This is a genomic window from Brenneria goodwinii (genome assembly GCF_002291445.1).
GTDB lineage: Bacteria > Pseudomonadota > Gammaproteobacteria > Enterobacterales > Enterobacteriaceae > Brenneria > Brenneria goodwinii.
Genome location: NZ_CP014137.1, coordinates 1,352,995 through 1,377,987, shown reverse-complemented (window position 1 = coordinate 1,377,987; position 24,993 = coordinate 1,352,995). Strand labels below are relative to the sequence as shown.

Here is a 24,993-nt window from a genome sequence, read left to right as displayed (position 1 = left end):
CCCATACGTCATTCCCGCGCAGGCGGGAATCAGTCAATGGCTATTCACGGTTTCAGCAGACGATCCCCGCCTACTACCGCGGGGATGACGAGGTGTGGTTGCGGGGATGACGAGGTACGGTTGCGAAGATGACGAGGTGTGGCCGTGCATGAGGATGGCGGAATAGTGGCAGAGACTGTGTTGATTACCCCCATACGTCATTCCCGCGCAGGCGGGAATCAGTCAATGGCTATTCACGGTTTCAGCAGATGATCCCCGCCTACTACCGCGGGGATGACGAGGTGTGGTTGCGGGGATGACGAAGTGTGGCCGCGAAGAAATGTCATCAAACTCAAACAAGCCCCGGCGTGATGTCGTCATGAGCCGCTGACTTTATGTTTTTTAACAAAATTTCGCATAATCAATATCATTATTGTTCTTTGCTGTTTACATCCGCCTGTGAAAATATCACCTGTAGGTTTCGGACGGCTAGCCGTCCGCGTCGCGATACCGCCCATCAGCCGACGGCATGATTCGCAAATGATAACTACAGGAAAACACGATGTTGATTCCCTATTCCGGACAGAAGATTCGCACACTGGTTTCACTAGCATTACTGGGGTTCAGCGGTGCGTCGCTTGCCGCCGACAATGCGCCGAAAACGGGCGGCACATTGATTTATCTTGAACAACAGGCTCACACCAACCTCTATCCGCCCGCCGGGGGCTTCTATCCCAACGGCGGGATCCTGAATCAGATCACCGACAAGCTGACGTGGCAAAATCCGGATACGCTGCAAATTGAGCCGTGGATTGCAGAATCCTGGACCATCAACGACGACAACACCGAATACACCTTCAAAATTCGCCCCGGCGTCACTTTCTCGGACGGCACGCCGTTGGACGCCAATGCGGTGGCGAAAAACTTCGACACCTACGGGCTTGGCAACAAAACGCTCAACCACCCGATCTCGGAGGTCATCAACAATTACCTGAAAAGTGAAGTTATCGATCCGCTGACGGTAAAATTTTACTTTGAGAAACCCTCGCCCGGTTTCCTGCAAGGCACATCCGCCATCGGTTCCGGGCTGGTATCGCTCAGTACGCTGGAACACAATTTCAACCAGCTCGGCAATGCGCGCAACATCATCGGCTCCGGCCCGTTCGTTGTGGAAAGCGACCGTCCGGGCCGCGAAGTCAAACTGACGGCGCGTAAAGATTACAATTGGGCGCCGCCGAGTTTTGCCCATCAGGGACGGGCCTATCTGGACGGCATCAATATTTTGGTGACGCCGGAAGACGGCGTTCGCATCGGCGCGCTGCTCTCAGGCCAGGCCGACGCGATTCGCCAAATTCAGGCTTACGATGAGAAACGCGTTCAGGATCAAGGCGTCTCCGTCTATGCTTCCGCCACACGCGGCGTCAACAACAGCCTCTCCTTCCGACCGGATAATCCGCTAGTCGCCGATCTGCGCGTCCGCCAGGCGTTGCTGCACGCCACTAACGCCAAAGAGATTGTTCAGACGCTGTTCTCGGACAACTATCCGCAGGCCACCTCCGTACTGGCGAAAACGGCGCAGGGCTACGTGGATTTGTCCGACAAGCTGACCTTCGATGCGGAAAAATCCGCCCGTCTGCTGGATGACGCCGGCTGGAAAACCGGCGCACAGGGGGTGCGGCAAAAAGAGGGGCAGGCGCTAATCCTGACCGCGTATGAATCGCCGCCGCAGCCGCAGAACAAGGAAACGCTGCAACTGGTGGCGCAGCAGTGGGCGAAAATCGGGGTGAAGCTGAATATTCAGGCCGGCGACGCCGGCAGTAAAACCGTGGATAACCTCGATCCGGAAAAAACCGCGCTTTACCCCTCCATGGTGGGACGCGCCGATCCGGACGTGCTGAAAAGCCAGTTTTACCCGACCCTCCGTAACGTCCTGCTGCAAAAAGGCGGCGCCAGCGATAAGGTGAAAAACTTTGAAGATAGCCGCCTTAACGCCCTGCTGGACGGTATCGCGTCCGAAACGAGCCACGAAAAACGCCTGGCGCTGGTAGGCGACGTACAGCGCTATCTCATCGATCAGGCTTATGTGATTCCCATCTTCGAAGAGCCGCAGGTCTATGCCGCCGCGCCCACGACAAAGGGTATCGATTTTGAAGCCGTCGGCCGCCCCAGCTTTTACAACACCTGGTTAGATAAGTAATCGCGTTCCCTTGCCTTGCGTCGGCAAGGGAGAGAGCAAAAAGGAGCGATCATGAGCAGATATCTGACAACGCGTTTGGCTCAGGCGCTGATTGTGCTATGGGCGGCCTTTACGCTGTCCTTCATTCTGTTGCAGGCATTGCCGGGCGACGCGGTGCTGATCAAATTCCAGAACCCGGAATTGGGCCTCAGCGCCGACCAGATAGCGCAGCTGCGCCTGGCCTACGGCGCCGATACGCCGGTGCTGACGCAGTACATTCACACAATCAATAGCCTGCTGCACGGGGATTTCGGCATTTCGATGCAGTCCGGCATGCTGGTGGCCGAATTATTGACGGAAAATGTGCCGCCGACGCTGCTGCTGGCGTCATTAGGATTGGTCGCGTCGATCATCCTGGCGTTCCTGATTGCGGGCCTCAGTTTTATGACGCCGTTTCAACGCCTGCGCGCGGCGTTGCAATCGCTGCCGTCGCTGTTTATTTCCGTTCCCACATTTTGGCTCGGTATCGTGTTGATTCAGATCTTCTCTTTCCAGTTAGGGCTGATTCCGGTGATCAATCCCGGCGAATGGGAAGGGTTGATTCTCCCGACGCTCACGCTGGCCCTGCCGATTTCCGCGCCGCTGGCGCAAATTCTGATGCGGAGTATTGACCAGGTGCAAACGCAGCCGTTTGTCGCCGTTGCCCGCGCCAAAGGCGCCAGCCGGCTCGGCGTGCTGTGGCGTCATGTCATTCGCAACGCGCTGCTGCCGACCATTACCATGGCCGGCCTGCTGCTGGGCGAACTGATCGCCGGCGCGCTCGTCACGGAAACGGTATTCGGGCGCAGCGGTCTGGGGCAGTTGACGCGGGAGGCGGTCAATACCCAGGACAGTAGCGTTTTACAGGCGGTCGTGATGATCTCCGCCGCCGCATTCGTCGTAATAAATCTTGTCATTGACCTGATATATCCCCTGCTCGATCCCCGGCTGAAAAACACTACAGGAGTCGCATCATGACGATGGTTCATCAGGGAAAAATTACGTTACGGCAAAAACCCGCCGCGCGCTTTCACTATCGCGTGCAACCGGGATTGATCGCCGCCTGGCTGGTTTTACTTATCGTCATTCTATGGGCGCTCTTCCCGCATTGGTTTACCGCGTTCAGCCCGACGGACGGCATTGCCGGCGCGCAGCGCCTGCCGCCGGGCGGCGACTACAGTCTGGGGACCGATCAACTGGGGCGCGATCTCTATACGCGTATTGTCTACGGTTCCGTGCAGTCGTTGTCCGGAGCGGCGATCGCCGTCGGACTGGGGCTGGCGCTGGGCAGCCTGCTCGGTCTGCTGGCCGGCACGCTGGGCGGCTGGCTGGATAGCGTAGTGATGCGTTTCATCGATATTCTGCTCGCCATCCCCGGCCTGTTGTTGGCGTTGAGCGTTATCATTCTGCTCGGGTTCGGTACGGTCAACGCCGCCATCGCCGTCGGGATCACCTCCATCGCCAGCTTCACCCGGCTAGTCCGCGCCGAAGCTCTGCGCGTCAGGCGCAGCGACTATGTCGAAGCGGCCTACGGCAGCGGCGGTTCATTCTTTAGCGTGTTGTGGCGTCACATTTTGCCGAACACGCTGCATACGGTGTTCGCCTTTGCCGCCTTGCAGTTCGGCAGCGCCATTCTGGCGATTTCCACCTTAAGTTTTCTCGGCTACGGCGCGCCGCCGCCCACCCCGGAATGGGGGCTGTTGATTGCCGAAGGACGCAATTATCTCTCGACCGCCTGGTGGTTGACCACCTTCCCCGGTCTGGTCGTGGTGCTGGTGGTACTGTCCGCCAACCGTATCAGTCAGTCACTGCGGAGGGAGCAGCCATGAGTTTGCAACAAGACAGCGCCGCCCCGCCGGTGCTGGAACTAGACGATGTCACCATCGGCTACCAGAGCCGGGGCGCGGAACGAACGGTGGTGGAAAGCGTTTCTTTCGCGATCAACCCCGGAGAGGTCGTCGCGCTGGTCGGCGAATCGGGTTCGGGCAAAACCACCACGGCGCAGGCGGTGATCGGTCTTCTCGCCGAGAACGGCCGCCTGATACGCGGCGCAATCCGGCTTAACGGCGTCGACATCAGTCATTGGCCGCAAAAGCGGATGGACAGTATCCGCGGCGCCCGCATCAGTTTGATCCCACAGGATCCGACCAGCTCGCTCAACCCGGTTAAAACGATTGGCGAACAGGTGGATGAAATTCTGCGTCTGCACCTGCATCTATCTAAACGCGCCATTCGGGAAAAGACGCTGTCCCTCCTGGCTCGGGTGGGGCTGACGCGGCCGGAACTACGGGTGAGGCAGTATCCGCATGAACTGTCCGGCGGCATGAAACAGCGTGTGCTCATCGCCATTGCCGTGGCGCTGAAACCGGCGCTCATTATTGCCGACGAACCGACCAGCGCGTTGGATGTCACGGTACAAAAACGCGTGCTCGATCTGTTGGACGAACTGCGGCGGGAAAACGGCACGGCGATCCTGTTCGTCACGCATGATTTGGGCGTCGCGGCGGAACGCGCCGACCGCTTGCTGGTATTCCAAAATGGTTTCATTCAGGAACAAGGCCCGACGCGCGACGTTCTGAACGCGCCGCACAGCCAATACGCCCGGGCGCTGCTGGCCGATGTGCCGTCGCTTAATCCGTCGCCGCGCCCTATCCGCCCCGCAGCCGGAGACGTGGCGGTCAAAGTGGAAAACCTGATACAGGAATATAGGCTGGGCGGACGGCAAGCGGCGACCTTTCGCGCCGTCGACGATATCTCGTTCAGCGTCGAACGCGGCACCACACACGCCATCGTCGGTGAATCAGGCTCTGGAAAAACCACAACCGCGCGCAGCCTGCTCGGCTTCCAGCGCCCGACGTCCGGACGCATTCTGATCGACAATACGGATATCACCCGATTGAAAGGCGAAGCGCTGCGCCAGTTCCGGCAAAAAATCCAGCTGGTGTACCAGAATCCATTCAGTTCGCTCGATCCCTCGCAGCGGCTGTTCGATATCGTGGAAGAGCCGTTGCGCAATTTTAATCGCTATACCCGGACTCAGCGCAGCGACAAAGTACACGGCATCTTTGAACGCGTCGCGCTGCCGCACGCGCTGCTGACCAGAAAACCACATGAACTCTCCGGCGGGCAGCGTCAACGGGTCGCTATTGCGCGCGCGCTGGTGCTTGAGCCGCAGGTACTGGTGCTGGACGAGGCCGTATCGGCGCTGGATGTGACCGTACAAGCGCAGATCCTGCGGCTGCTGGAAGAACTTCAGCGCTCGCTGGGATTGACCTACCTGTTCATTTCCCACGATCTGGCCGTCGTGCGCCAAATCGCCGATACCGTGACCGTGCTGCACCACGGGAAACAGGTGGAATCCGGACCGGTAGAACAGATCTTCACCCATTCGACCCATCGCTATACGCGCGAACTGATTGAGGCCATTCCCAGCCCGTTGCCGTCATCAGTATTTACGTTACAGGAGACCGCATGACCCGACATGACCATGACATTTTGAATACGCTGGCCGAGATTGCCCCAGGCAGCGAACTGGCGCAGGCGCGCCACACGCGCAAGGCCGCGACCCGGCACAGCGAAGGCAGCTATCGGGCGCTGTTCACCGATATCGACGAGAGCAATGCGCTGCCGCTGTCGTTACGGCTGTGGCTGGCGGAAAGCATCAGCGCCTGGCATCAGGACAGTCCGCTGCAACGCTTTTACGCCCAGCGCCGGAAGGAGTTCCCTGCGCCGCCGCCAACGCCGGCGATCGATGCGGCGTTGGCGCACGCCGAACGCCTGACGCGCGATCCGGTCGGCAGCGCATCCGCCGATTTGCAGGCGCTGCTCACAGCCGGATGGACGCCCGACAGTATAGTTACGCTGTCACAAATAACCGCATTCGTCAGTTTTCAAAGCCGATTGCTGCGCGGTTTGCGCCTGCTGGCGGGACATACCGTCGATATCCCCCCGCCGCGGGACGCCACGGCCGGGCGCTGGCATACGCAAGCGCACACGCTGAGCGGCCAACGCGCGCCGCAGGCGTTCACTCAGGCCGAACTCGGCTGGGAACCCTGGATTGCCCCAAAAGCGCTAAACGAATTTAACGCCGATGAGCAAGCCCTTCTCGCACGGTTCGGCCATAGCGACTCGGACTATTTTCGTCTGCTGGCGCGCGACCTGCCGGTGCTGGAACAGCGAACGCTGACGGATAAAGGGATTTTTTACACCTCGGGCGGATTACCGCGCGCGGAACGCGAACTGGCGGCGGCGGTTGTCAGCAAAGTCAACGGCTGCATTTTCTGCGCCTCCGTTCATGCGCGCAAAGCCAGTCAACTGGCCAAACAACACGATGCGGTGCAACGCTTGCTGGATACGGCGGCCGGCGCGGATCTCGCCCAGGGACAAGACCCGCGCTGGCAAGCGATTATCACCTTTGCCGCCCGCCTTTCCACCACCCCAGCGCAAGTGGACAAGCACGCTCTGGCGCGCCTGCATGAACAGGGGCTGACTACGCTGGAAATTTTGGATCTGGTGCAATCCGCGGCGTTCTTTGCCTGGGCTAACCGGCTGATGCTGACGCTGGGCGAGCCGTTCTGGCCCGAACATTAAGGGGGATCGTATTCCTCACCGGGTTGGGGGAGCTCCATAAACGGGTTTGACGTTGCCGTTAGCAACCCCCACCCGACCTCCCCCTTGTCAGGGCTGTCTCTTAGTCACATTATTATGCGGGCTTGGAGACGGTTTCGTGCGCCACAATGCCGCCATTTTCATGCTGCCTCGCAGCACGCGCCCGACATAGGGGGCTCAAACGCCAGCCCCCTATGAACCCCGGCTTCCGGCTAAATTATGCCGCTGGCGCGGTACCATCGGTGTTCTCGACCGCTATTCGAGCCGCCAGCGACGCGTTCCCGACGCGGCACTGACTCTCGCCGCATCCATGCGGCTCACTCGGCGGTCAAGTCCACCGCTGCATAATTTTTTACGCCGGATAACGGCAAAACTCGTCAGAGCCCCAGCATTTGTGACTAAGAGGCAGTCCTTGTCAGGGAAAGGAACTCTCCCCTCATCGGCTAAAACTGCGTTGCAAACGGTCGATGGCTTCAGCTAGTTGCGTGCGCGGCAAGGCGAAATTCAAACGCATGAAACCGGCCCCCGACGCCCCGAAGTGAAGGCCGCTCTCAAGCAATAATCCCGCATCATCAAGCAAGCGCCGCTCCAGCGCCTGCTGAGATAGCCCGGTTTTTCTGAAATCCAGCCAGGCAAGATGGCTGCCTTGCGTTTCGCATAAACTGATATTGGGGATCCGCTCTATCCCTTCCCGTAACAGCGCATAATTATTTTTTAAATAGCCGATCAGGGCGTCCAGCCACTCTGCGCCGTAGCGGTAAGCCGCATCCGCCGCGTAAAGCGCAAAGACGTTGGGTTTATGTATACAGAGTTGACGAAAAACAGTGCCGATTCTCTCCCTGATCGCCGCATTGCGGATAATCAGGTTGGCAATCTGTATACCTTCGATATTGAAAGTCTTTCCCGGCGAGGTGAAGGTCACGGTGAAATCAGCGAACTGCGCGCTGAGACTGGCCAATGGCGTATAAGGCACATCGCCGATGATCAGATCATGATGGACGTCATCCGACAATAACAGCAAATTATGCCGCTGACAGAAGCGGCCGATTTGCCGCAGTTCATCCGCTCGCCAGACTTTACCAATCGGGTTATGCGGATTACACAAAATCATCAGGCGGGTTTTGTCGGTAAGCTGACGCTCAAGCCGGGATATATTCAGCGAATAATCGCTATCGCCCTTATCCAAGAGCACTTCAATGGTATTGCGCCCGGTCTGCTCGATAACGCGCGCAAAGGCGCCGAAGCCCGGCGAGAGGATCACGATATCGTCTTGCGGTGCGGTCAGCGTTTGAATAACCACATCCATCGCGGTTTCCACCGAATTGACGGGCGCCACCCACTCCGCTTGAATTTGCCAGTTGTGTCTCGCTGCCAGCCAGTCCCGCAGCGGTTCGATAACCAGACCGGAATATTCGGTATAGCCAAAAACGCCGTGTTCGACCACATCATACAGCGCCTGCGACACCGCCGGCGGCGAGGCGAAATCCATATCGGCAATCCACAGCGGAATCACCGGCTCCCCGGCCGCATTGACGCGGTTTGCCGCCGCGAGCCATTTGGTAGAATTTCTGTTGCGCCGGTCAATAATGCGATCAAAGTCATAATGCACGATTTTGCCCTCTCAATCAGCGACACGTTCCACGGCGTGGGCGGTGTATGCCCGGCTTTAGCGCTGGCGCGTTAAATATAATGCTCAATCAAGAAATGATTCAGAATAACATTACCCCGCTATATCCAGCATATATCTTAAATTCACATAATATTCCATTTAGCCCCGTCATACTCCAAGCTGCGAATTCGCTATTTGTCGCCGACACCATTATTTCATGTCATTATAATAAATAGCTATTTCTAATAAGCAGATGATTATATCTTTCGGTTTCATACGATAGACATATTAACCTTCTATAATATTTCCGCTCAATCACTTACAGTAAAAATAAATTCATGACGCTATAAGATAAATATTTTAAATAAGTCCGCCATTTGCGGATTTCAAATATCAACAGTCATAAATCATATTTATGATATTATTCATCAGGTACTAGAGTAATTAATTATCGGTGAATCGTATTAATGAGTGCATTATCGCTAATTAGCCGATCTCTATCGGCGGTCGATTTCAAGCTGGAATTATTGCAGGAGACAGCATGAACGTTATTACCCTGGCCGGTAGCCCACGTTTTCCATCCCGCTCCACCGCGCTCCTTCTCTTTGCCCAGCGCTGGCTTGAGCAAAAGGGGATTAGCGTTCTTCCCTGGAACCTATTTAACTTTAATCCGGAAGATTTGCTTTATGCCAAATTTGACAGCCCCGGTCTGAAAGTTTTCGTCGATCAATTGGCCGATGCAGACGGGGTGGTTATCAGTACGCCAGTCTATAAGGCCTCTTTTACCGGCGCGTTGAAAACCCTGCTCGACCTTCTGCCGGAGCGCGCATTCGCCAATAAAGTCCTTTTGCCGATGGCCTGCGGCGGCTCTTCCTGCCATATGCTGGCGCTGGATTATGCGCTTAAGCCCGTGCTTAGCGCATTGAAAGCGCAGGAGATCTTACATGGCGTGTTCGCAGAGGAGAACCAGATTACCCACTACGATCACACGCCGGTATTCAGCGCTTCGCTTGAAGATCGCCTGACGACTTCGCTTGACGACTTTGCCCGCGCGCTGGAGAGACAAAGCAACTTTAGCGCGCTAGGCTGAGTCCCTCGGTTGCCTCCGTGGTGAAAGGTTATACTAATCAGTCGGGAGTTGAAGGTGACAATGAACGTATTTTATCAAAATAACGCCTTTTGAGTCGCTACTCTCGTTTTATGCCCAATCATTATTATCATCAGCATTAATTTATAAACACGCAACTAATATAAAATGTAATTATATTAAATGAATTAAAATATAAAACAGCAGAATAATCCACTATGTAATCACCACTTTTCTTATTTTAAAAATCATTTAAAACTCACCATTTAGTATTTAATGCTGTTTTGCGCGGGGAATAAAATTCATTGCGCTACATTAATTAAACCATTAAAAAACAACTTAATAGCGCATAATTAAATTTACATGACATAAATAATAACATGTAATATCAATATATTGAACCATACAAATATTCTTTTTAGAAATGTATGTCGAATGAAAAACACAACGCTATCTTCTACTATTTATCTGCACCCTGTTCTTTCGTAAAGAATACACGGCAAGTGGTCAACGGATATAATGCCATAGCTGTCCTTACAATAAGATAAATTATTTCTTAAATTACGTGAAAAAGAGTGGACTATGGTTACTAAAAAAGTATCGCATCCAATAAGCCTCAAGATACAGAAGCTGTTCTTAGCCATGCCTCAGCCTGTTCGCCAGGCAAACCCGCAACGCGAATTATTTGGAATACACGCGTTGAAGTATAGCTAAAACGTAACATATCGTATTCTGTTGATTAAATTATAAATTTATTTTTTCTTCAAATAGCGGATTCTAACCACCCCAAACAATACATCTAAATAGTATTAAATAGGAGATAATCATGAGTAATACCGCTAATTCAGCAACCCGTTTATGGGCGATTACAGACAATGGCAAATGGACGCGTTGGGCGCCGGAATATAAACGCTGGGATATTTACAGTGAGCAGCGGACGTTTATTTTCGCCGATCCGACTACCGGTGAGGCCTGCTATTATATCGACCCAGATGGTTCAGTACACTGGCGTAACGTCGATAAAGATCGCAATGAAAGCTTCCCCGGCATTAAAGCCAAGATCATTTCGGTTGGCGGCGATAATCGTCTGTGGGCCATTGCAAATAACGGCGTATGGGCCCGCTGGGCGCCGGAATATAAACGCTGGGATAATTACAGCGAACAACGGACGTTTATTTTCGCCGATCCAACGACCGGCGAGGCCTGCTATTACATCGACTCAGACGGCTCAGTGCACTGGCGCAACGTCGATAAAGATCGCAATGACAGTTTCCCCGGCATTAAAGCCAAGATTATTTCTGTTGGCGGCGATAATCGCTTGTGGGCCATTGCAAATAACGGTGTATGGGCACGCTGGGCGCCGGAATATAAACGCTGGGATACTTACAGCGAACAGCGGACGTTTATCTTCGCCGATCCGACGACCGGCGAGGCCTGCTATTACATCGACTCAGACGGCTCAGTGCACTGGCGCAATGTCGATAAAGATCGCAATGAAAGTTTCCCTGGAATAAAAGGAAAAATCATTTCTGTCGGCGGTGTATAAATTAATATTTTATCACCCCAATTTTAGAGTTTAGTTTACGAAACTCCCTATGAATCCATACCGTAAAATATTGCCTAAGCTCAGAGAAGCTCTGATGCTTAGGCTTTTTCCGATGTGAATACCAGTTAGTACATGATGGTTATCCACTCTATCCAATAAATTTCAAGATGCAGGTTTGAGCGCCTAACAAGCGCGCTAGTCGAATAGCGCCTGCTCGCTCTCCATATCAAACAGGTGACAGTGCGCCATATCGAAGTGCAGCCGTAGGTTGTCGCCATGGCTGATGGCCTTGCCCGGCGCGAAGGGAATGCGGGCGATCATCCTGGCGCCGTTTAATTCAAAATAGGCGAACAGTCATTGCCCATCGCCTCGACCACGCTAATGCGCGCGGCTATCACGTTATCCGTCTGCGCCGGTGGATACCAGCCGGGCCTTACTCATATTCATCGCCGGCGAGCCGATAAACTCGGCGACAAAGCGGTTGGCGGGATACTGATACAGATTCATCGGCGTATCCACCTGCATCACGCGCCCCTGGTTCAGCACGCAGATGCGATCGCCCAGCGTCATCCCCCACCCGGCGAATATCGATTCTCGCCCAGGCGCGGCGGCTAAGATCCACCGAGAAACGCACCGACTGCCGTCCCAACGGATAGCTGGCGATACATTCGCCATCGACGATACATTCGGCGATATAGCGGCGCGCCGTATCCGCCACCGTCAGCCGGTAATCGACCATGCCGCCGCCGACGTCATCGCCGGACAGCGCCGTCCCTTCGTTAATGGAGAAATCCAGCCCACAGCCTCGCTCAATATAGACGTTGCCCCGGCGCAACCCGCGCAGAATGCCGTTTCCGCTCAGCCCTTGCGCATAAACGAAGGTGGAGGGTTCGCCGTAAATCGAAGGTTCGCTGGCGTTGGGGTTACGCTCGCGCGTTCCACATGGCGTTAAGCACCCGCAAGGCATCTTCGGCGGACTGCGGCGAGGTGGGCCAGGTGGGCGAGGTGGGATCGCAACACACCACCAGCGTGTTCACCCGGTGAAGCGGCATATCGCGGTACAGCCAGTGCCACGGCTTCATCATCGGATGGTTGATGCTGATGGTGCCGAGGCCGTCTCCGACCATCGCCAATCCCCGCTCGATCAGCGCTTGGCTTGAGTATGCGAGACCGTTCATATCTAGGCCGCGCGCTGGCCCGTGCACGTTGAAGTGCCCCAAATCGGTGGTGATCTCAATGCCCGGCAGGATCAGCTTGTTCTCCATCAGCGGCAGATCGGGGTGGCAGCTGATGTGTTCGGTCAGAAAGACGAAATCCAACTGTTGCCTGGCGGCGATATCCACCACGGCGTCAATGGCGTTGTGGCCGTCCGACATCGGAACCATGTTTGAGGCGCCTAACCCAATACAGATAAAACCAATCAAAGTGATAAAAAGAACGCCAAAGTTAATAACTAATAAAAAACCTAACCCGATACTAATACTGCTGATAAAAAACACCTTATTCCTGCCGTACAATGTCACTAATTTATCGCCAAAAAACCTGCCTAACATCATCGCAAAGGCAAACGTCACATACCCTAACCCGCTTACCGACGGCGGCATGCCAAGCTCAGTAGTGATAAAAAGCGCGCCCCAATCAATGATCGAGCCTTCAATAACCCCCATCAAAAAGCACAACAAACACACATGAATGATTATTCCTTTCGGTAGCGAAAAATATTTCTTATTTTCTTTCTCTCCGCTTCTAACCAACCCGGAATAAGATATAGAGAATAATATTACAAGAAGAAACGACATTAGATAACAGGCTAAAAGCGCTGTCACGCCTAAATAAATCATAAATGACATACCTGCTGCGCCGCCAATCCCCCCCAAACTAAAAAAACCATGAAAACCAGACATCAAATTTTTATTGAACCCTTTTTCGACCTTAACGGCCTGTATATTCATAGATACATCAACGGTGCCGATTGATGCGCCGAAGAAGAACAATGATATGCCTAATTCAATCGGGGTTTGGGAAATAACTAAAAATGGAAAACTTATTATTGTTAATAGCGCCGATGTAATAATAACGCGTTGACAACCATAACGCGCCGATAACATGCCAGTGATGGGCATCGAAATGATTGAGCCCAAGCCCAAGAACAGCAGAAGAATACCTAAAACGCCAGTATTAACGTTTAGCGCTTCCTTCACGATAGGAATTAACGGCGCCCATGCCGCTATAATCAACCCTGCGGAAAAGAAAACAATCCTTGTTGCATATATTTTATTCATTATGTTTCCAGAATGTTAATTCAAGTATTATCTTTATGCTAAAAGCGCCAGACTTTTAGGTAAGCGAGAAAAATGCAGAAAATGTATATTTAAATCAGTTAGCATGTTTACCCAGAGTAAGTATTTTTCATTTTTTGTATAATGAAAAAAGGTTTTTTTGTGATAGTTATCTGGAATACCCTGGCGAACACCCCCCATCTACCTATGCTCTCTGCGTTGTGGGCTGCTAAATGCGATATTGGCGATCGCCTCAGTACTGGGCCATCATTTGTTTAAGCGTTTCTTCCTATCCGTTAAGCGACTACTGGCGCGGAATCATCGCCGAATTCGCATGCTGCGTCGCTTTGCTTGGTATCGCTTCTCCGTGATAACCCGCCGACTACAATCCACAACCGCAGTTGTGCATACAAGTTGACACGGTGGATGCACGACTGCCAGCCAAACACATTCCGAAGGCGTAGACCCCCTTGCTACAAGGAAATGATAATTATTTGCAACTTGTCATCAGGCTTCTATCATTAGGTTTTCCCCTGGCTGACGATAGTTGCCTATGACCGATAAGATCCTGGAAACACCCTGCTGTATTGTCGGCGGCGGCCCGGCCGGACTGATGCTCGGCTACCTGCTGGCGCGCGCCGGCATACCTGTTGCGGTGCTGGAAAAGCATGCCGACTTTTTACGTGATTTCCGTGGCGACACCATCCATCCCTCAACGCTGGAAATCATGGACCGTCTGGGACTGCTGGAACCGCTACTGCGCCTGCCGCATCAGCGGGTGGACAAACTTATCGGAGAGTTCAACGGTAGGAAAATCACCATGGCCGACTTCAGTCGCCTGCCGGGCAAATGTCGATTTATGGCGCTGATGCCGCAGTGGGATTTCCTCAATTTTCTGGCTGAACAGAGTCAGTCGCTGCCGGGCTTCCAGCTATTACAGGCTACCCGTGTGGTGGGATTGACTCAGGGAAACGGGGGGATAAATGGCGTGGAGGCATTGGATGCCAAGGGTGACAAGTTACTGATCCGCACCAGACTGGTGGTTGGCGCCGATGGCCGTCAGTCAGTGGTGCGTCAGGCGGCCAATCTGACCGGCCGCAGTTTCGGCATGCCGCGGGATGTACTATGGATGAAATTACCCAAGGCCATCGGCGACGAAAATTGGGCCAGCGGGCACGGCGGCCCCAAGAACAATTTCATCATGCTGGACCGGGGCGACTATTGGCAATGCGGCTACAGCATCACCAAAGGCACCCTTCCCCATATCAAGCAGCACGGCTTGCCAACGCTGCTGCGACAGGTCGCGGCGGCGTCGCCCGTCAGTGTCGAACGGCTGTCGGCGGCGGTACCGGACTGGGATCATGTTAAATTGCTGGATATCCGTATCGATCGACTGGATCGCTGGGCGGCGCCAGGCGTCTTATGCATCGGCGATGCGGCGCACGCGATGTCTCCCATTGGGGGCGTGGGTGTAAATCTGGCTATTCAGGACGCCGTGGCCGCCGCCAATATTTTGGCCGAACCTCTGGCGCGCGGCCCGATTAGCCTGAATATCCTTAACCGGGTACAGCGGCGGCGCGAATTTCCCACCCGGGCCACCCAGCGGCTGCAAATAATGATGACCGGTAAAGGAAAAACATCATCCCGCGCAGCCGCCCGACGTCCGCCGACGTTGGTGATGTGGCTGATCCGCCAGCCCTGGCTGCCGCGTTTGACCGGCCGCATTATTGGCTTGGGTTTTCGCCGCGAGTTCCCCCGCCTGCCGCATTGATGGATTATGCCATTGACCGGGTGGTATTTTCAGTAGGCAGTCTGCCTGACGCTGACAGGCGTACATCATTAGGGAACCCTTATCGTTGTCGGCAAAAACTCCCGCTTAGGGTTTAATCTCCGCCGACGCCGCGCATTGCCGTTTGATGATGAACATGACGATCCCTGCCGTAATAATCGCGGTTCCGCCATAAACAATAGCAATCATCGCCGGCATCATGAAGGCGCTTATCATACTGATAAAAAAGGCGCCGGCCATATCACTGCCGATATTTTGCGCCATCCAGATACCATTGACCCTGCCCAGAAGATTATTAGGGGTGTAATTCTGCACCACGATAAACTGCAAAACATTATTAATCGCGCTGAAATAGCCATAAATCATCAGGCAAACCAACGCGATAGCAAAGTGGGAAAAAACACCCATCACCACGATAGGCGCGAAAGCGCTATACGCGGTGATAAACATCACGCGCTCCGTTTTCCAGCGATCATTAACCCAGCGCTGGCTGGTCAATATACCGATCACCGCGCCGCAAGGGAGCGCGGAATACAACATCCCTAACTGGCGTAAATCAATCCGCCACTGCGTCGCCAGCGCGGGGAAAAGCACCCGAACGGCCGCGATGGCGCTCACCATCCCGCCCATCAGCAGCATCGTCCAGATGATACGCTGGCTCATGACGAATTGAATGCTTTGCCACAGCTCTTTTCCGGCATGCTGCGAGGATCTTTCTCCGCCCGGCATACGGGGAAGCGCAAACAACGGGATCAATGTCAGAAATGTCCCCGCCGCGGCCAGGGTATAATTCAGCGCTACGCCGCCAAGCGAGATAACAACGCCGCCGAGCGTTGGCGCAATAATGGTACCGATCCTGAACATCATCATATTGACGATGCCCGCTATAGCGATATTCTCACGCCCGACCAGTGCGGGCGTCGCCGCCAACAGCGCGGTGATACTCATTGCGCCGAAAAAACCATCCCATACCGACAAAAAATACATCACCAACAACGAAGGCGAAGGCGCCAGCGCATTCAGCGCCAGCCCGGAAAAACCGAGCCCGCAGACAGACCGGCCGAACAAGATCATGGTGCGGCGATCGTAGCGGTCGGCCAGCACACCGCCCAGCAGCAACCCGCTGAACATGCCGCATCCGGCTAACGTGACCGATAATCCCACCAGCATCACCGAACCGGTCATCCACTGAATTTGCACCGGAATCGCCACCGTCAACATGCCCAATGACAGAATGGATAACGACCTGGCATAAAAAACGGAGCGAAAGGGCCGATTAACCCTCAGCAGATGAAACGCCGCGAAAACAAAGTTTTTATCCACTCTCCGTCTCTTTTCCCATTAAGCGATATGGCTGGCGCCCTGGCCCGCGCCGATCGGTTTATCAATGTGGGGCGTCGATCAGTTTTCTCCATGCGCCAAATGTAGGCTCTCTTACCATATCGACGAAGCTGACCTGAACGCCCCGCGTTTGCAATTGGCCGATCAGCGCCATCACATCAACGGAATCCAAACCGTAATCGAATAGGTTTTCATGTTCGTCGAATTCAGCATCCGACATGCCAAACTTTTCCAGCAGTTGGCTTTTCAGTTCCTCTGCCTTAAATACGGAGACTTCTGCGTGCCTATCCATAATGAGTGTCCTTAATGATGACGCCGTTAACGTAATTGCGAAGCCTGGAACAAGTCCTGCTGAATGGTTTGCATCGCTCCCGATCCGCTCAGTTCATCCATCAGCGTATCGTGCTCGCCGTTAAAGCGATGACAACGCAACCGTGCCGTCAGCAGCGTCCGCCATTCCTCGCCAGACGTGGTAAAGCCGTAGTGGCAGGCCTGCCCGGTAATGGTAAGCGGAGTCAATTCCGCTGGCTGGTTTTGGCCGCTGGTCATGCTGAAACGCAGAGCCGCTATCAGTTGCGTCTTGGTCAGAAAGCGCATATGCCCCGTTTCCAGTAAGCGTTCGGCAATGGCGGCAAGCTGCACCTCGCCGCTCAGTCGCCTGACCTCGGCAAGAAAATCATCCCCCAGACTGTCTCTGACCAGGGTATAGAGCGAATTTTCCATCTTTTCGACGTACTGAGGCGGACGACAATCCAGCAGGCCGAGATAGTTGACCTTTTGCCCGGCTTCACTCAGTAGTTGCGCCACCAGGTAGGCGATATTGCCGCCCAGGGAATACCCCACCAGGTAATAGGGGGCATCCTGCTGTACATGACGAATCAACCGGGCATAGTGGCGCGCCAGATCGGGGAGCGTTTGGTGTTCCGTGACGGACTCAGACAGAAATGGCGCCTGGATCGCCAGCACGTCGAACGCCTGGCTGACCTGTTCCGCCAACCCCCTATAGCAGTCAATCCGGCCGGAATAAGGATGGAAAGCCCATAGCGTGCGCTTACGGTGATGACTTTGCAGTTTTACGATCCACTCCTCACCGGGCATGCGCTGTTCATCTTCGTCGGCGACCTGCCGCCAGGCTAGATACAGGCGGTGAATAGTGCGATTTTCCAGCAGCAGCTTCGGAGCGATGGACAACCCCTGGCCGGCCAGACGAGCATGAATGGAAAACAGATGCAACGAACTACCGCCCAGCGCATAGAAATCTTGATGAATTCCAACATTCTCCAACGCCAGCTCAACCTTCCACGCTTCGGCGACCTGCCGTTCAAAGTCGGTTTGGACCACGCCGATGTCGTCTTCCTCGATATGGACATCCGGCTTCGGCAAGCGCTTTTCATCGATTTTACCGCTGTTGGTCAAGGGGAAACCGGCAATCGGCACTATCTGATTCGGCTGCATATATTGCGGCAATACCGTCTGTAACTGCGCCTCAATGTCTATGGTGGAAACCTTCGCGCGGTTATCCAGTTCGACATACAGCACAAGCTGCGCATTGCCATCGCCCCACATTACCGCCCGAGCTTCCTTTACGCCCGCCACCATCAGGCTGCAATCGCGAATTTCATTGAGATCGACGCGATAACCGCGGAACTTCACTTGTTTATCGATCCGCCCCAGATAGACGATCTCCCCCCGATCCGTCTGCGTCACCCAGTCGCCGGTTTTATAGGCGCGCTCGGGATGGTCTGCGATGGTTAGCGTAATGAAGCTCTCGCGAGTCATCTCGGCGCTGTTGATGTAACCGCTGGATAATGTCGGCCCAATAAGGTAGAGCTCGCCCTCCATACCAGGCTCAACCGGGCGCTGTGCGGCGTCAAGGATTAAACAGCGCAGTCCTGCCAACGGTAAACCGATAGAACGCAGATCGGCGGTTTGCGGGTTAAATCCATCACCGGCCAACACTTTGTAGGTAAAGACGATGGTGCCTTCCGTCGGCCCGTAGGTGTTGATTAATCGAATCCGTTCGCCCATCAACGCTTTCCATTGCGACAACCGTTCCTGAGAGATCGCCTCGCCGCCGACAATTAGCGTTTTCACCGCCGACGGCCATGTGTGTCGTTGTTCGCTCAGGGTTAACGTCAGGGTATGCCAGAAGGTGGTGGGCAAATCCAACACGGTAACGGCGTGATCCGTAACATACGCCAAAAAATCCTCCAGCGACTCGGCCATTTCCTCGGTGCGCAGGACAACGCAGGCCCCCCGGCACAGCGGAATGAAAATCTCTTCTAGGCAGGCATCAAACGTCAGCGACGAGAACTGCAAGACCTTATCATTGGGATGAATGTCATACGCCTGGCCCGCCGCGTCCACAAACCAACTGAGCGCCCGATGCGAAATCGCCACCCCTTTGGGTTTGCCGGTGGAGCCGGAAGTAAAAATAATAAAGCCGATCGTCTCCGGAGAGATTGCCGCCTGCGCCGAAGATCGTCCGGCAGCATGCGTCAACAACGCCGAGCAAGGCAGCGTCTGAGTTGCGAACTTGCGGCGTTCTTCGCTGGAATCGGTGATAACGCAGCGCGCGCCGCATGCTTCCAGCGCCTGCTGCAACCGTTCGTCCGGACTGGTCATATCCAGTACGAAACAGCTTGCCCCGGCGGACAGTATGCCCAGCATAATCTGCAGCGTATCGGCGGAGCGCGGCATGTAGATTGCAATCACGTCTCCCGGTTCAATGCCGCGCTCAAGCAGCGCGTGGCCGATCGCGTCAACCCGCTCGACCAGCGCCGAATATTTGACGCGCCGGGCATGGGTTTCCAGTGCGATGGCGTCAGGCGAAAGCTCGGCCTGCCGACGGATGCGTGAAATCACATCCTGCCAGACGAAATCGCCCCGATCTGCGGCGTGAATGACGTAGTCCGCCAGTTCGCGCCACTGGCGCTGGTTAAGCTGTTCCATGCGGGTGTCGGGGTGTGAGAGCCAGTGAGTCGCCCATGCCGCCATCTCTTCCCGAATGGCGGTCAGCACGTCGGCCGAATACACGTTGGGATTAGCGTCCACATGGATCAGCAACGGGCTATGTTCGTCATTGCCTGCGGGAACGACCCGTAGCGCGCAGTCGTCCACCGGGCCGCCATGAACGTTTTCAATCACCCCGCATGTGCCGTTGAGATTCAGCTCCTCGTAAAACGGCATGATGTTAACCACCGGACCGAACAGCGGCTCATCCTCATCCCTGAGACGTAAAAGTCGCATGCCACGGTACTGCGTATGTGGTTTGACGTAGTCCATCTCCCGGCGCACGCTTTGCGCCAGGCTCGCCATATCGTCGCTCGGCCTAACCTGAATAAACAGCGGCAGAATGTTGACCAGCATGGCCGGCAGTTTAAACAGTTCCCCATCATTGCGGTTCATAAAGGGCATCCCCAGAACAACGCCGCTTTCCCGCGTTCTCCAGGCCACATATCCGGCCAATAAGGCCAGCAATACCTCCACCCATGATACCGACCAGGCTTTAGCCAGCGTTTTCATTTGTGTAAACTCTACCGAAGACAGAATCAGTTGCTCACGGCGCACGGTGTCGCTTACTTCGCTGCGAACAGGACTGAGCCGTGGCGCCGGGGGTAATCGACGGCAGTAGTCTTCCCAAAAAGCCTTATCCTGCAAGAAAGACGTTGAACGCCGGTATATCGCTTCCTTATCAAGCAGATAACGTAACGATGCAAACGGCTGTTGTTCCAGCTCTTTCCCCTGCTGTAAGCAGGAATAGGCCGTTGCCGCCTGACGCAACACCATCGCTACGCCATAGCCATCCAACGCGATATGATGCACTCGCTGATACCAGCAGAACACGTCATCCGCCAATTGAATTAAGGCGACGCGATACAGTCGCCCCTGCGCCAGATCGACCGGCTGAGCTATGTCATGCCGCATCCACCACCGCAAACTTAGTTCAGGCTGTTTATCCTGCCGAAAATCAAGGAACTGATAATTTATCCCGGTTTGCTCACCCACAACCTGCACCAGTTCGCCATCCCGTAATTGATAACGGCAATTCAGGGTTTCTATTCGCGGTATAACGTGGGCGAGCGCGGCTTGAAAGCGTTCGGGAGACAGAACGCCCCGAATCCTGACGCATTCGGCCGTATTGTATCGCGCGCTGCCTTCAATCATTTGCTGGGCAACCCAGATCTCTTTTTGTCCTTCCGTCAACGACAGGATAGCATTATCGCCCAAAGCCATTCGCAGACTCCTTCCATTCAAATCAATAGCGCGGGAAACTGATTCAGGCCGCCAGCGTTGCGCCGCCGTCGACCACAATGTCTTGCATCGTGATATGGCTGGCCAGTTCGGAAGCCAGAAAAACAACGGTATTGGCGATGTCTTCCGCTCGGGCGATTTTCCCCAACGGGATCCCCAGCTTGTACCGTTCGGGAAAGCCGCGAATGGCTTGCTGTTCTCCGCTGGCGTCGCACCACATATTGCGCAGCATGGCGGTATCGGTAGAACCGGGAGAAACCAGATTGCAGCGTACGCCATACTCCGCCAGCTCAAGCGCGACACAGTGATTCAGGCTGGTCAGCGCCGCCTTGGAGGCGCAATAGGCCGCCATCTGCATTCGCGGCACATGAGCGGCATTGGATCCCACGGTGACGATCGCTCCGCGACGTTGCCTTTTGAAATGCGGAATTACGGCGCGAAACAGATAAAAAGCCCCCGCGGCATTAACGTTCAGACACTGATGCCAATCGTCGTCGCTCAGCATTTCTACCTCGCCCAGCCGTAAAATGCCGGCGGCATTGACCAATACGTCCAAACGCGGAACCTGGTCCAGACGATGTTGGCAAACGTTTTTCACCTGCTCTGGCCGTTGGATATCCAACAATTCGCAGTGATAAGGCAGATCGGCGTTCGAAAATTCGCGGTCGAACCCGACCACCTCCGCGCCCAGACCAATAAAAGCTCTGGCAATCTGCTCGCCGATGCCGCGTCCCGCCCCTGTCACCCATATCTGCTTACCGGTGAAATCCATCTGCAACCGCTGTGTCTTTTCCATATCGCGTTATCCTCAATATCCGCCCGCCGCCGCTACAGTGTCATACCAGATCGGCGACGCTCACCACCTGTCCGGATCGGGTCGCCACGTAGTTAAGGGCCATCATGTGATCGCGCCGGGAAAAATCCGCAATGGCGTCGCCCACCAGAAACGCTTTGATATCGCGCATAAAAGCATCCGTGGCGGTGATCATGCAGCCGATGTGGCCATAAACACCGCAAATCACCAACTGATCCCGCCCCCACGCCTTCATTTTCTCTTCAAGGGATGTACGGTGAAACGCGCTGTAACGCCATTTCACCAGCACGATATCGTCATCCTCCGGGCATAACCGGCCCACCACCGGCTGTAGATCGGGGTACTGGTTAAGCCCCGGTCCCCACATATCATTCAGCAGCGCACGATCCTGCGGGCTTTGGTTATTCGGCTGCGCGCTGTACACCACCGGAATGCGCTGTGATTTGCAGTAATGACGAAGAACGGCAATGTTTTCAATCAACTGTTGTATCAATGGGCTTTGCCGATCATAAAACTGCACAAAATAGTCCTGCATGTCGTGAATCAGCAAAACGGCACGATCAGGCGCAAAATCCCAGGAGACTTTATTTGCCGGGAAATCGTGTGACTCAGGCATGTCATAAACATTCAGAGAAGGAATAGCCATAACGTGAACTCCTGCTGATTTATCAGACCGGCGCTATTTCTGAATACTCTCGCGTAACGCCCGCTTATCAATTTTGCCCACCGGCGTTACAGGTAAAGAGTCAATCAATTCAATACGATCCGGCAATTTATACTCGGCGATACCCTGACTGCGCAGGTATTTGCGTAACCCCAGCGTGTTCAGTCGCGGATCCGTCGACACAATAAAGGCGCAGCTTTTTTCGCCTAACATCGGGTCGGGCATGGCCACCAGTGCGGCGTGAATAACGTCGCCATGCTTCAGCAACAAATTTTCAATTTCCTCTGCGGCGATCTTCTCCCCGCCGCGATTAATTTGATCTTTCTCCCGGCCTACCACACTGAGGTAACCATCCTCTGTCATGCGTACCACATCGCCTGAGTGGTAAAAGCCTTCCGAATCAAATGAACGTACGTTGTGTTCCGGGCTGCGGTAATAACCCCGGATGGTATAAGGCCCGCGCGTCACCAACAGCCCTTCCGCTCCCGCCGCAACCTGATTTCCCTGTTTATCCACCACCTTGACCTCATCATCCGGACACATCGGCCTGCCCTGTGTGGTAAAGATATGTTCATCGTCATCATCGAGCCGGGTATAGTTCACCAATCCTTCCGCCATCCCCAGCACCTGTTGCAATTGGCAGCCTAGTTGCTCCGGAATCCGGCGGGCCACGCTGTCGCTCAGTCTGGCACCACCAACCTGCAACAGTTTCAGACTCACCAAATCCTCCGGGTATTGCGCGGCGGACTGAATCCACAGCGCCGCCGCCGGAGGCACCAGCGACGTGATATCTATCTGGTGCTGCTTTATCAGCGGGAAACAGGTCATCGGGCTGGGATCGTCCGCCAGCACGACTCGTCCGCCGGCGTAAAAGACGCCCAGCGCTCCCGGAGAGCTAAGGGGATAATTGTGCGCCGCCGGTAATGCGCACAAATAACGGGTTGAGTGCGTCAAGCGGCATATTTCCGCGCTACGACGCACGCTGTAGTAATAATCATTGTGGGTGCGGGGAATCAGCTTCGGCGTCCCGGTCGTTCCGCCGGAAAGCTGGAAAAAAGCAACATCCGAAGCGTCTGATGGCTGATACGCCAACGATGAATCGTCAGGAGTCAGCCAGCTCTGCAGGTCGCGCTCATCCCGACTGCCGTCCAATAAAACGGTATTCAACGTTGGATGCTGAGCCTGCAATTGGCGCAGAAAGCCATCATCGGCAAACAGACTGTGCCGTCTGGAGGCGACCAGTAAGCGGGGAGCGATCAGATGCGCATAGGATGTCAATTCCAATCTATTATGACTGAACAGCGCATTAACAGGCGCCACGCCCATTTTCAGCAAGGCAAAGAAAGTCAGATAAAACTCGGCGACGTTGGGCAACTGCACCAGCGCAGTATCGCCCTGGCATAGCCCCGCCCGGGTCAGGTTCGCGGCCAGCGCCGACGCCTGCTGTTCGAACTGACGATAGCTCCATTGCCGATCGCCGCAAACAATCGCCACCGCATCAGGCCGCATCTGATGTTGATGCTGTAGGATGTCGCTCAGCGGCCGATCGATCCAATATCCTTTGCGGCGATACTGCCGGGCAAACTCGTCCGGCCATGGGGTATATTCAATACTCATACGCTCTCCGTTTGTAAACCGAAGGCCCGCAGCATGGTGCCGAGTTTCCCTGTAACTTCTTCCCACTCTTTCTGCGGTTCTGAACCCTCGACAATGCCTGCGCCGGCAAAGAAACGCACCGACTTATGCCGCACGATGCCGCAGCGGATCGCTATTGCCCATTCTCCGTCGCCATTGGCATCGCACCATCCTACGATGCCGCTGAACACGCCGCGGTCATAGGGCTCCAGCTCGGCGATCAACCGTCTTGCCGCTGCCGTTGGCGTACCGCACAGCGCAGGAGTGGGATGTAGCAAACAGGCTAACTGAATCACACTGGTTTCAGGCTGACGCAATTCGCCGCGAATAGAAGTGGAAAGATGCCACATCGTGTCGGTACTCAGCAGCGAAGGCGCATCCGGCACATGCAGATAATGGCAATGAGGCGATAAATGTTGCTGGATATCATCCACCACCATCCGGTGTTCACGAAGATCTTTGTCAGAATCAAATAATTGCCCGGCATGAACGCGATCCTGCTCGATATCGCTATGACGGCATATCGAACCGGCCAGCGGTTGGCTGTGAATAAGATCGCCGTGCTTACGGATCAATAATTCCGGGCTGGCTCCCAGTAATATGCTGCCATCAGGCAGTGGCAGAGAAAAATGATACCCGCCGGCGTTTTGCAATCTGAGATTATTTATTATCTCCTGACAATCTATTTCCTGCGCTAATTCAATTTCCACTATTCTTGAGAGTACGACCTTCTTTATTTCCCTTGTTTGTAAGTAATTTAATGCTGATATGACAGAAGATTTAAACTGAGACGATTCCGGTGTATTTTTTGTACTAACTATGCGTTTTTTCTTATGAGTTTGTTCCAGTGCGCCATCTTCTATTCCTGATGCTGAAACAAACTGATATTCATTGGGGATATAGAGGTATGATGGCTGCGACGTATCAAAAGGTAGGGCGCCAATCACGATGGGCTCAGCAATACCGGCCTGCTTCGCTCGGCTAATAGCTTGTTGAATATGAGGCCAAAATGTTGTTAAACCATCATTTTTTACTACAGCCGGCCGTAAAATTCTTTCAAATACTCCGCAGGCAGAAATACTACGATGCATCGACCGATATGAAAAAACGGCAGATTTCTCGGGTATTGCTTGTTTGCTGCGACTACCTTCTTCCACCAATCTGTTCATCCGA

General features: G+C 54.4%; 17 protein-coding genes and 2 pseudogenes. 8 read left to right on the top strand and 11 right to left on the bottom strand.

Annotated features, from left to right (window positions below):
* Window positions 1–541 precede the first annotated feature (541 nt).
* Genes ACN28R_RS06235 through ACN28R_RS06215 form a run of 5 tightly spaced genes read left to right on the top strand, consistent with a single transcriptional unit; the run spans window position 542 to window position 6,784 of the window.
* On the top strand, window positions 542–2,176 hold the full coding sequence (locus tag ACN28R_RS06235) for a TIGR04028 family ABC transporter substrate-binding protein (RefSeq protein ID WP_095833920.1): 1,635 nt from the start codon (window positions 542–544) through the stop codon (window positions 2,174–2,176).
* A 51-nt stretch (window positions 2,177–2,227) separates the two neighbouring features.
* Entirely contained in the window at window positions 2,228–3,172 is a 945-nt protein-coding gene (locus ACN28R_RS06230; RefSeq protein ID WP_095833919.1) for an ABC transporter permease, read from the top strand.
* A complete protein-coding gene (locus tag ACN28R_RS06225) occupies window positions 3,169–4,023 on the top strand; it encodes an ABC transporter permease (protein ID WP_095833918.1) in 855 nt (284 codons plus the stop codon). Before ACN28R_RS06230 ends, ACN28R_RS06225 begins: the two co-directional genes overlap by 4 nt.
* The gene (locus ACN28R_RS06220; RefSeq protein WP_095833917.1) at window positions 4,020–5,669 is read left to right on the top strand and encodes a dipeptide ABC transporter ATP-binding protein; all 1,650 of its coding nucleotides are present in this window, start codon (window positions 4,020–4,022) and stop codon (window positions 5,667–5,669) included. The genes ACN28R_RS06225 and ACN28R_RS06220 overlap by 4 nt, the downstream gene beginning before the upstream one ends.
* Window positions 5,666–6,784, top strand: a complete 1,119-nt coding sequence (locus ACN28R_RS06215; RefSeq protein WP_095833916.1) for an alkylhydroperoxidase domain protein — start codon at window positions 5,666–5,668, stop codon at window positions 6,782–6,784. The genes ACN28R_RS06220 and ACN28R_RS06215 overlap by 4 nt, the downstream gene beginning before the upstream one ends.
* Window positions 6,785–7,238: 454 nt before the next feature.
* Here the strand turns inward: ACN28R_RS06215 and ACN28R_RS06210 are convergent, their stop codons facing one another.
* A complete protein-coding gene (locus tag ACN28R_RS06210) occupies window positions 7,239–8,411 on the bottom strand; it encodes a MalY/PatB family protein (protein ID WP_095833915.1) in 1,173 nt (390 codons plus the stop codon).
* A 541-nt stretch (window positions 8,412–8,952) separates the two neighbouring features.
* On the opposite strand from ACN28R_RS06210, the gene ssuE reads away from it, so the two are divergent.
* Together ssuE and ACN28R_RS06200 are read left to right on the top strand one after the other, a co-directional pair.
* Window positions 8,953–9,501 (top strand): NADPH-dependent FMN reductase, encoded by a 549-nt coding sequence (gene ssuE / locus ACN28R_RS06205; protein WP_048638638.1) that lies wholly within the window; start codon window positions 8,953–8,955, stop codon window positions 9,499–9,501.
* An 823-nt stretch (window positions 9,502–10,324) separates the two neighbouring features.
* Window positions 10,325–11,044 (top strand): hypothetical protein, encoded by a 720-nt coding sequence (locus ACN28R_RS06200; protein WP_095833914.1) that lies wholly within the window; start codon window positions 10,325–10,327, stop codon window positions 11,042–11,044.
* 195 nt (window positions 11,045–11,239) lie between these two features.
* On the opposite strand, the gene ACN28R_RS06195 is transcribed toward ACN28R_RS06200, so the two are convergent.
* From ACN28R_RS06195 to ACN28R_RS06185, 3 genes and pseudogenes are all read right to left on the bottom strand, one after another.
* Window positions 11,240–11,365 (bottom strand): hypothetical protein, encoded by a 126-nt coding sequence (locus ACN28R_RS06195; RefSeq protein ID WP_257790306.1) that lies wholly within the window; start codon window positions 11,363–11,365, stop codon window positions 11,240–11,242.
* A 117-nt stretch (window positions 11,366–11,482) separates the two neighbouring features.
* Window positions 11,483–11,614, bottom strand: a pseudogene (locus ACN28R_RS06190) (sugar ABC transporter ATP-binding protein); the annotation flags it as partial.
* Window positions 11,615–11,967: 353 nt separating this feature from the next.
* Entirely contained in the window at window positions 11,968–13,326 is a 1,359-nt protein-coding gene (locus ACN28R_RS06185) for an MFS transporter (RefSeq protein ID WP_095833913.1), read from the bottom strand.
* A gap of 550 nt (window positions 13,327–13,876) precedes the next feature.
* On the opposite strand from ACN28R_RS06185, the gene ACN28R_RS06180 reads away from it, so the two are divergent.
* On the top strand, window positions 13,877–15,094 hold the full coding sequence (locus tag ACN28R_RS06180) for an FAD-dependent oxidoreductase (RefSeq protein WP_048638635.1): 1,218 nt from the start codon (window positions 13,877–13,879) through the stop codon (window positions 15,092–15,094).
* Window positions 15,095–15,199: 105 nt separating this feature from the next.
* Here the strand turns inward: ACN28R_RS06180 and entS are convergent, their stop codons facing one another.
* The 7 genes and pseudogenes from entS to ACN28R_RS06145 form a co-directional block, all read right to left on the bottom strand.
* Window positions 15,200–16,435 carry an enterobactin transporter EntS gene (gene entS, locus ACN28R_RS06175; RefSeq protein WP_048638634.1) on the bottom strand — a complete coding sequence of 412 codons (1,236 nt, stop codon included), beginning with the start codon at window positions 16,433–16,435 and terminating at the stop codon, window positions 15,200–15,202.
* 61 nt (window positions 16,436–16,496) lie between these two features.
* Window positions 16,497–16,745 carry a phosphopantetheine-binding protein gene (locus tag ACN28R_RS06170; protein ID WP_048638633.1) on the bottom strand — a complete coding sequence of 83 codons (249 nt, stop codon included), beginning with the start codon at window positions 16,743–16,745 and terminating at the stop codon, window positions 16,497–16,499.
* A gap of 26 nt (window positions 16,746–16,771) precedes the next feature.
* The gene (locus ACN28R_RS06165; RefSeq protein WP_095833912.1) at window positions 16,772–20,689 is read right to left on the bottom strand and encodes a non-ribosomal peptide synthetase; all 3,918 of its coding nucleotides are present in this window, start codon (window positions 20,687–20,689) and stop codon (window positions 16,772–16,774) included.
* A gap of 43 nt (window positions 20,690–20,732) precedes the next feature.
* On the bottom strand, window positions 20,733–21,503 hold the full coding sequence (gene dhbA, locus ACN28R_RS06160; protein WP_095833911.1) for a 2,3-dihydro-2,3-dihydroxybenzoate dehydrogenase: 771 nt from the start codon (window positions 21,501–21,503) through the stop codon (window positions 20,733–20,735).
* Window positions 21,504–21,546: 43 nt separating this feature from the next.
* A pseudogene (locus tag ACN28R_RS06155) lies at window positions 21,547–22,167 on the bottom strand (isochorismatase family protein); the annotation flags it as partial.
* Window positions 22,168–22,200: 33 nt separating this feature from the next.
* Window positions 22,201–23,802, bottom strand: a complete 1,602-nt coding sequence (locus tag ACN28R_RS06150; RefSeq protein WP_095833909.1) for a (2,3-dihydroxybenzoyl)adenylate synthase — start codon at window positions 23,800–23,802, stop codon at window positions 22,201–22,203.
* Window positions 23,799–24,989, bottom strand: a complete 1,191-nt coding sequence (locus ACN28R_RS06145; protein WP_095833908.1) for an isochorismate synthase — start codon at window positions 24,987–24,989, stop codon at window positions 23,799–23,801. The genes ACN28R_RS06150 and ACN28R_RS06145 overlap by 4 nt, the downstream gene beginning before the upstream one ends.
* Window positions 24,990–24,993: the final 4 nt, after the last annotated feature.

What these genes read in the sequence shown, in the direction of transcription:
- ACN28R_RS06235 (WP_095833920.1), top strand. Translation starts at nt 542, where the DNA reads ATGTTGATTCCCTATTCCGGACAGAAGATTCGCACACTGGTTTCACTA.
- ACN28R_RS06230 (WP_095833919.1), top strand. Translation starts at nt 2,228, where the DNA reads ATGAGCAGATATCTGACAACGCGTTTGGCTCAGGCGCTGATTGTGCTA.
- ACN28R_RS06225 (WP_095833918.1), top strand. Translation starts at nt 3,169, where the DNA reads ATGACGATGGTTCATCAGGGAAAAATTACGTTACGGCAAAAACCCGCC.
- ACN28R_RS06220 (WP_095833917.1), top strand. Translation starts at nt 4,020, where the DNA reads ATGAGTTTGCAACAAGACAGCGCCGCCCCGCCGGTGCTGGAACTAGAC.
- ACN28R_RS06215 (WP_095833916.1), top strand. Translation starts at nt 5,666, where the DNA reads ATGACCCGACATGACCATGACATTTTGAATACGCTGGCCGAGATTGCC.
- ssuE (WP_048638638.1), top strand. Translation starts at nt 8,953, where the DNA reads ATGAACGTTATTACCCTGGCCGGTAGCCCACGTTTTCCATCCCGCTCC.
- ACN28R_RS06200 (WP_095833914.1), top strand. Translation starts at nt 10,325, where the DNA reads ATGAGTAATACCGCTAATTCAGCAACCCGTTTATGGGCGATTACAGAC.
- ACN28R_RS06195 (WP_257790306.1), bottom strand. Translation starts at nt 11,365, where the DNA reads ATGATCGCCCGCATTCCCTTCGCGCCGGGCAAGGCCATCAGCCATGGC.
- ACN28R_RS06185 (WP_095833913.1), bottom strand. Translation starts at nt 13,326, where the DNA reads ATGAATAAAATATATGCAACAAGGATTGTTTTCTTTTCCGCAGGGTTG.
- ACN28R_RS06180 (WP_048638635.1), top strand. Translation starts at nt 13,877, where the DNA reads ATGACCGATAAGATCCTGGAAACACCCTGCTGTATTGTCGGCGGCGGC.
- ACN28R_RS06170 (WP_048638633.1), bottom strand. Translation starts at nt 16,745, where the DNA reads ATGGATAGGCACGCAGAAGTCTCCGTATTTAAGGCAGAGGAACTGAAA.
- ACN28R_RS06165 (WP_095833912.1), bottom strand. Translation starts at nt 20,689, where the DNA reads ATGGCTTTGGGCGATAATGCTATCCTGTCGTTGACGGAAGGACAAAAA.
- dhbA (WP_095833911.1), bottom strand. Translation starts at nt 21,503, where the DNA reads ATGGAAAAGACACAGCGGTTGCAGATGGATTTCACCGGTAAGCAGATA.
- ACN28R_RS06150 (WP_095833909.1), bottom strand. Translation starts at nt 23,802, where the DNA reads ATGAGTATTGAATATACCCCATGGCCGGACGAGTTTGCCCGGCAGTAT.
- ACN28R_RS06145 (WP_095833908.1), bottom strand. Translation starts at nt 24,989, where the DNA reads ATGAACAGATTGGTGGAAGAAGGTAGTCGCAGCAAACAAGCAATACCC.